At 73.4% G+C, this 7,054-nt stretch carries 3 protein-coding genes; all 3 read left to right on the top strand.

The features are described from left to right. The first annotated feature begins 597 nt into the window (after positions 1-597). The 3 genes from ABZ208_RS33345 to ABZ208_RS33335 all read left to right on the top strand — a co-directional run bounded on the left by ABZ208_RS33345 (position 598) and on the right by ABZ208_RS33335 (position 7,041). Positions 598-4,158 carry an FtsK/SpoIIIE domain-containing protein gene (locus ABZ208_RS33345; RefSeq protein ID WP_356913184.1) on the top strand — a complete coding sequence of 1,187 codons (3,561 nt, stop codon included), beginning with the start codon at positions 598-600 and terminating at the stop codon, positions 4,156-4,158. Positions 4,159-4,328: 170 nt separating this feature from the next. After that, positions 4,329-5,690: an ABC transporter substrate-binding protein gene (locus tag ABZ208_RS33340; protein ID WP_356913183.1), complete on the top strand. Its 1,362-nt coding sequence runs from the start codon at positions 4,329-4,331 to the stop codon at positions 5,688-5,690. A gap of 4 nt (positions 5,691-5,694) precedes the next feature. Beyond that, positions 5,695-7,041 carry a sugar ABC transporter permease gene (locus tag ABZ208_RS33335; RefSeq protein WP_356913182.1) on the top strand — a complete coding sequence of 449 codons (1,347 nt, stop codon included), beginning with the start codon at positions 5,695-5,697 and terminating at the stop codon, positions 7,039-7,041. Positions 7,042-7,054: the final 13 nt, after the last annotated feature.

Here is a 7,054-nt window from a genome sequence, read left to right as displayed (position 1 = left end):
CAGATAACTCCCATAAACACGCTCACAGCGGAGCAGGTCAAACGCCATCTAGTACAGCGCTCGCAGCGTGATAATTGCTGCCTACCGGCCGCACGTGCGCTCCCTGCTGATCGTGATCCTCGTCCGCTCCCGAGCGTGCCAGGGGTTCCTGTGCCCGCGCGCGGTGTTCCGACCCACTTTAGTGCCGGAGTTCGGAACACTGGCGGATCGTCGTACTGATCGTCGTCTGCCGCCCTTGCGGTCGCTTTTCTTCCGGTCCTGTTCGAAAGACAGACGCGGGCATCGTACGGATGGTTGCCGTGCGCCCGTGCAGCGAACGTCACCTCGAACGTCCAGGACCTTCCGGATCAGACCCCGATCAGGCACTTTTGCGCCCAGAGCCGACCACTCAAGATCACTAACGGATGACGGTCGGGCGTGTTGTCGGTGGCAGGTGCGAGGATGCCCCCAGCACACAGTCACGTGGGGGGTGCCTCCTTTTGCGCTGCGGCGTTCAGGGGGAGGGAACCCGTGGCACGTGCCGACCTGCCGGGTGGGGGCGATCACAGGGCTGGCTCCCCTGCCGGGTACCCCGCGCAGAAGGGATTGCTGACGGCGATGCAGATCCGGCTGACCGTTCTCGCGCCGCGCGGCGGCCAGTCCGCGCCCGCCGGGCGCCCGTGCGACGTGCTGGTCACCGCGCCCGCCGGGACGGCGCTTGCCGCGGTGGCCTCCGGTCTGGCCGCCGCCGTCTCCGGCCCGGACGCCTCGGGCTCCGTCGTGCTGTACTCGGGGCAGGAGCGGCTCGATCCGCAGCGCCGCACGCTGGGGGAGCCGCCGCTGGTGGACGGCGCGGTGCTGTCCCTCCAGACACCGGGTGAGGCGGACGCCGTCGAGACGGACGTCTCGGCGCAGCTCCATGTCGTCGCCGGGCCCGATGCGGGCGGGGTCCATCTGCTGCACGGCGGCCGGATAAGCGTCGGCCGCTCGGCGGAGGCCGACGTACCGCTGGACGACCCCGACGTCTCACGGCTGCACTGTGCCGTCACGATCGGGGAGGACGGCCGGGTGACGGTCGCCGACCTCGGCTCCACGAACGGCACCACGGTGGACGGCGCACCCGTGACCGCGCGCCCGGCGCACCTCCCGGCGGGCGCGCTGCTGCGCCTCGGCGAATCCACTCTGCGCCTGGCGCACGCGGAGGGCACCGCGCCCCTGCCGACCACCCCCGACGGCGACGGCCATCTGCGGGTCACGCGGCCGGGGGCGGACGGGGCCGACCCGGCGTCACCGAGTGCGGCCGGGCCCGCCGTCACGGGACAGGCCGGGCTGCCGCACCAGAGCAGGCCGCAGGCCGGAGCCGGGGCGGCATACGGCCCCGGGGGCGCGTCAGCGGGCCGGGAGCCCTCCTCGGCGGGCGGTGTGCGCGGCGAGGAGGCCGTGGCCGCCTCGCCGGAGCGGCCGGGCCGCAGGACCCCGTCCTGGGCCGCGGCGGCGCAGGATGCAACCCCACCCGACGGTTACGGCTCCGCCGGGCTGCCGCGCCCGTCCGGACCGGACGCATCGCCCGCCTCGTCCGGGCAGCACGCGGCGTACGGCTCCGCCGGATCGGGCGCGGCCGGACCGGACGACCGGCACCGGCACGGGGCGCCCGCGCACACATCCGCGCCGCAGGCCCCGACGACGTCGGGCACCGCGGGGATCGACGAACACTGGGGCCACGGCTCCCCCGGCCCGGTGGGCGGGCACGCGGCGAGCGGGCAGCACGGGACGGCCGACAGTGCGCGCGCCGACCAGCGCGGGCCGTTCGGCTCCGCCGGAGCCGGCCGGGACGCCCCGGCGGGCCGGGCGTCGCACACCACCGCCGGTACCGGCGCCATGACACCCCCGGGGCCGTACGGCCATGACGGCGTTCCGCCCCGCGTGCCCGCTCAGTACGACCCCGCCGCGCACAGCAGGGCCGATGACCTGGCCGGCCGGGAAGGACCCGACGGGCACACGCTCTCCGTCCCGGCCGGGACGCGGGCCGTCACCCCGCCGCGAAGGCGCGGCATAGGAGCCTGGGCGCGGCGGCTCACCGGCGGGCGGGAGGACCGCGCACCGGAGGAGCTCGGTCTCCCCGGGCCCAGGACGGCCGGTGCCACGGCGACCGGTGGAGGGCGCTGGCCCGACCCCGCCGCGGTGCTGCTCACCGCACTCGGCCCTGGACCCCGCTTGTGGGAGCGCGGCACCGAGCACCCCGAGTCCCTCGTCCTGCGCCTCGGCACCACCGATCGCGCCGAGCTGCCCTCCGTGCCGGTGACGGTCGCCCTGCGCGAGGCCGGGTCGCTCGGGCTCGCCGGACCCAGGGCACGGCTCGCGGGCCTGGCCCGGTCCGCCGTGGCCCAGCTTGCCGCGCTGCACTCGCCGGCCGATCTGGAGATCGTGCTGATCAGCACCGACCGTGCCAGGAGCCTGGAGGAGCGCCGGAGCGAGTGGGCGTGGCTCGGCTGGCTGCCGCATCTGCGCCCGGCGCACGGCCAGGACTGCCGGCTGCTGCTCGCCTACGACCGGGACCAGGCCGCCGCCCGTACCGCCGAGCTGACCCGCCGCCTGGACGACGGCCCGCTCGGTCCCGGCTGGCCGAGCGCCGACCGCAAGGCCGTCGTGGCGGCCGCCGCACGCCACACGGGCCCCCGCACGGTGGTGATCGTCGACGGCGACCCGGGCACGGCGGAACTGCGCGAGACGACGGCCCGGCTGGCCGGAGCGGGCTGGGCCGCCGGAATCCACCTGATCTGCGTGGCCGAGACCCCGGCCGCCTCCCCGCTCTCCCCCGTCGCCGCCACCTACGAGGCGGCCTGCGCGGACTCGCTGCCGTTCCGCGAGTGCGGCGCCGTCGCCCTGCTCAGCGGCGATGTCGCGACGGCCCTGCGCCTGATGCGCGTGGCCGGCGGGCAGCCCGCGGGCCACGGCACCGTCGGTGCGGTGGACGCGGTGTCGGCGCCCTGGGCGGAGCGTTTCGCCCGCGCCCTCGCACCCCTGCGCACCGAAGGAGGCGCGGCCTCCCCCGGCCGGGTCACCGCGCTGCCCCGGTCGGCACGGCTGCTGGACGAGCTGGAGCTGGCTCGCGCCACGCCCGCGTCGCTGATGGCGCGCTGGGCCTCGGCGGGCGACGGCACGGTCGTACTCGGCGCGGGTCCGCGCGGCCCGCTCGCCGTGGACCTCACCGAGGAGGGCCCGCATCTGCTGATCGAGGGCCCGGCGGGCAGCGGCCGTACGGAACTGCTGCGCTCGATCGCGGCCTCGCTCTGCGCCGCCGGCCGCCCGGACCGCCTCGGTCTGCTGCTGGTCGACGGAGCGGGCGGCGAGCGCGGCGAAGGTCTGGCGGCGTGCACGGAACTGCCTCATGTCACCGAGCACCTCGTGGCGAGCGACCCGGTCCGGATGCGCGCGTTCGCCCAGGCCCTCGGCGCCGAGCTGAAGCAGCGCGCCGAGCTGCTGGGCCACGCGAGCTTCGCCGAGTGGCAGGCGCAGGGCGGCGTCACCGGCCACCTGGCCGCCCAGGGCACCGCGGGCACGGCCGAGCAGCGCGGTGATCTGGACTCCCCCGCATCCGGCACGCTGCGGCTGCGGCCCGGAGCACGGACCAGGAGCCAGGAGCCCGACCCCCTGCCGCGCCTGGTGGTGCTGGTCGACGACTTCGACGCGCTCGTGGCCCCCGCGCTCGGCAGCCCGGGCCGCCCCGCGGCCGGTTCCGTGGTGCGGGCGCTGGAGGCGGTGGCCCGGGACGGCGAGCGGCTCGGCGTCCATCTGGTGGCGACGTCCTCGCGTCCCGACCGGACCGCGGACACGGCCCTTGCCGAAGATGCCCGGCTGCGGGTCGTCCTGGATGCGCCGCCCGTGTCCCCGGGGCCGGACGACCCCGCTCCGGGCCGCGGTCGGCTCGGGCATCCGGACGGCCGGGTCACCCCGTTCCAGGGCGGGCGGGTGACCGGCCGCATTCCGCGGACGGCGACCTTGCGTCCCACTGTGGTCCCGCTCGAGTGGGAGCGGATGGGCGACCCGCCGACCCGCCGCCCTGTGCGCGAACTGGGCAACGGCCCGACCGACCTGGCGCTGCTGGCCAGCGCCCTGGAGCGAGCTGCGCGTTCGGTGGACGCGAAGCCCGTGCAGCCGCTGACCCCGGCCCGTCCCTGACCCCGTTCCCGCCCCCGCTGCGGCCTGATGCGACGTCACAAGCCCATCACGAACGGCCCGTTGCCGCCGGAGGCGGTATTGCGACACCCGTATCACGGGCGTAGACCTGGATCACAGGACAGCACGCACGGGAGATCGGGACAGCAGCGCACGGGAGAGACGGGTCAGAGATGCGCACAACTCTTCGTACGGGCAGGGCCGCAGCGGTTTGCGTCGCGATCGGCGCACTCACCCTCGCCGGATGCGGCGGCGACAAGGACGACGACGGGCCGAAGGACAGCGGGAGCAACGGCAAGGATCCGGCCACGACGGTCCAACTGCCCAAGCTCAGCGGCGAGAAGATCGAGGTCGCCGCCGTCTGGACCGGCCCCGAGCAGGAAAACTTCACCAAGGTCCTCAAGGAGTTCGAGAAGCGCACCGGAGCCACGGTCACCTTTGTCCCGGCGCAGGACCCGATCGTCAACTTCCTCGGCACGAAGATCGCGGGTGGCTCTCCCCCGGACGTGGCGATGCTGCCCCAGGTCGGCGCGATCCAGCAGGCCGTGGAGCGCAAGTGGGCCAAGCCCGTAGGCGCGGAGGCCAAGGCTCAGCTGGCGAAGAACTATGCGAAGGGCTGGCAGGACCTCGGCGCCGTGGACGGTACCCAGTACGGCGTGTACTACAAGGCCGCCAACAAGTCGCTGATCTGGTACAACACCACGGCCTTCGAGAACGCCGGCGCCCAGGAGCCGAAGACCTGGAAGGACTTCCTGGCGACGGCCGAGACGATCTCCGCCTCGGGTGTCACACCGGTCTCGGTCGCGGGAGCGGACGGCTGGACGCTCACCGACTGGTTCGAGAACATCTATCTCTCCCAGGCGGGCCCGGAGAAGTACGACCAGCTCGCCCAGCACAAGATCAAGTGGACCGACCCGTCGGTGAAGGACGCCCTGACGACCCTCGCCGAGCTGTTCGGCAAGCCGTCGCTGATCTCGGGCGGCGCGGACGGGGCGCTCCAGACGGAGTTCCCCACCTCGGTCACCCAGACGTTCAGCGGCGGCGACCAGCCCAAGGGCGCGATGGTCTTCGAGGGTGACTTCGTGACGGTGAACATCGCGCAGACCGACGCCAAGATCGGTACGGACGCCAAGGTGTTCCCCTTCCCGGCCGTCGGTGCCAAGCCCCCGGTGGTGACGGGCGGCGACGCGGCCGTGGCGCTCAAGGACAGCAAGGGCGCACAGGCGCTGCTGACCTTCCTCGCCTCGCCGGATGCCGCGAGGATCCAGGCAGAGGCGGGCGGCTTCCTCTCGCCGAACAAGTCCCTGGACCCGGCGGCGTATCCGAACGACGTGCAACGCGACATCGCCAAGGCGCTGATCGCCTCGGGCGACGACTTCCGCTTCGACATGTCCGACCAGATGCCGCAGTCCTTCGGCGGCACGCCCGGCAAGGGCGAGTGGAAGGCGCTGCAGGACTTCCTGAAGAACCCGAAGGACGTCGCGGGCACCCAGCAGAAGCTGGAGCGGGACGCCGCCAAGGCGTACAAGAGCTGACGTCATGTCGGCCGTCACCGCGGGGGGCGCGGCAGGTCCGACGCCCCCCGCCGACAAGCGCAAGAGCGTGACCGGCACCCGCAAAGCCGTCGCGGCCGCCTTTCTGCTGCCCGCGCTGGTGCTGCTGGGCGCGCTCGTGGTCTACCCGATCGGGTACTCCCTCCAGCGGTCCTTCTTCGACCAGTCGGGCAGCGGCTTCGCGGGGCTCGCCAACTACCGGGAGATCTTCACCGACGACACCATCCTGACCGCGGTCAAGAACAACGCGATCTGGGTCGTGGTCGCGCCGACCCTCGCCACGGCGCTCGGTCTGATCTTCGCGGTGCTCACCGAACGCGTGCGCTGGGGCACGGCGTTCAAGCTGATCGTCTTCATGCCGATGGCGATCTCGATGCTCGCCGCGGGCATCATCTTCCGGCTCGTGTACGAGCAGGATCCGGAGCGTGGCGTGGCCAACGCGGTGTGGGTGGGCGTCCACGACACGTTCGAAGGATCCGCCGGATTCCCCAAGGCACATCCACTGCCCACGCATCCGCTGAAGGCGGCCGGCGGCGGCGCGTTCGTCACCAGGGAGCCGGTCACGGCCACGGCACCGGTCCGGCTTCCGCTGGTCGGTGTGGCACCCGCGAAGATGCCGTCCGACGCGAGGCCGGCGAAGGCACCCGCGCCCGGCGACGGGAGGATCACCGGCACGGCCTGGCTGGACTTCACCAAGGGCGGCGGCGGGAGACCCAACACCATCGACCCCAAGGAGCTCGGACTCAAGGGCATCAAGGTGGAGGCGGTCAAGGACGGCACGGTGGTCGCCGAGGCCCGGGCCGGCGCGGACGGCACGTTCACGCTGCCGGCCGAGGCCGAAGGGGCCCTGCTGCGGCTGCCCGCGGAGAACTTCCGGGAGCCGTACAACGGCGTGAACTGGCTCGGCCCGAGTCTGGTCACCCCCGCGATCATCGGCAGCTATGTGTGGATGTGGGCGGGCTTCGCGATGGTGCTGATCGCGGCGGGCCTCGCGAGCGTTCCGCGCGAACTGCTCGAAGCGGCGCGCGTCGACGGCGCGAACGAGTGGCAGGTCTTCCGCAAGGTGACCGTGCCGCTGCTCGCGCCGGTCCTGGCGGTCGTCCTGGTCACGCTGATGATCAATGTGCTGAAGATCTTCGACCTGGTCTTCATCATCGCGCCGGGCTCCTCGCAGGACGACGCCAACGTCCTCGCGCTCCAGCTCTACCGCTCGTCGTTCGGCACAGACGCGCATCTGGGCCTGGGCAGCGCGATCGCTGTCCTGCTGCTTCTGCTGGTGCTGCCGGTGATGTTCTTCAACATCCGGCGGATGCGAAGGGAGGGCCGGCGATGAGCCACCACCGCAC

Origin of the sequence: Streptomyces sp. NPDC006208 (assembly GCF_040613775.1) — a bacterium.
Classification (GTDB): domain Bacteria; phylum Actinomycetota; class Actinomycetes; order Streptomycetales; family Streptomycetaceae; genus Streptomyces.
Note: the sequence above shows the minus strand (reverse complement) of the source record. Positions and strands in the feature narration are given on the sequence as shown.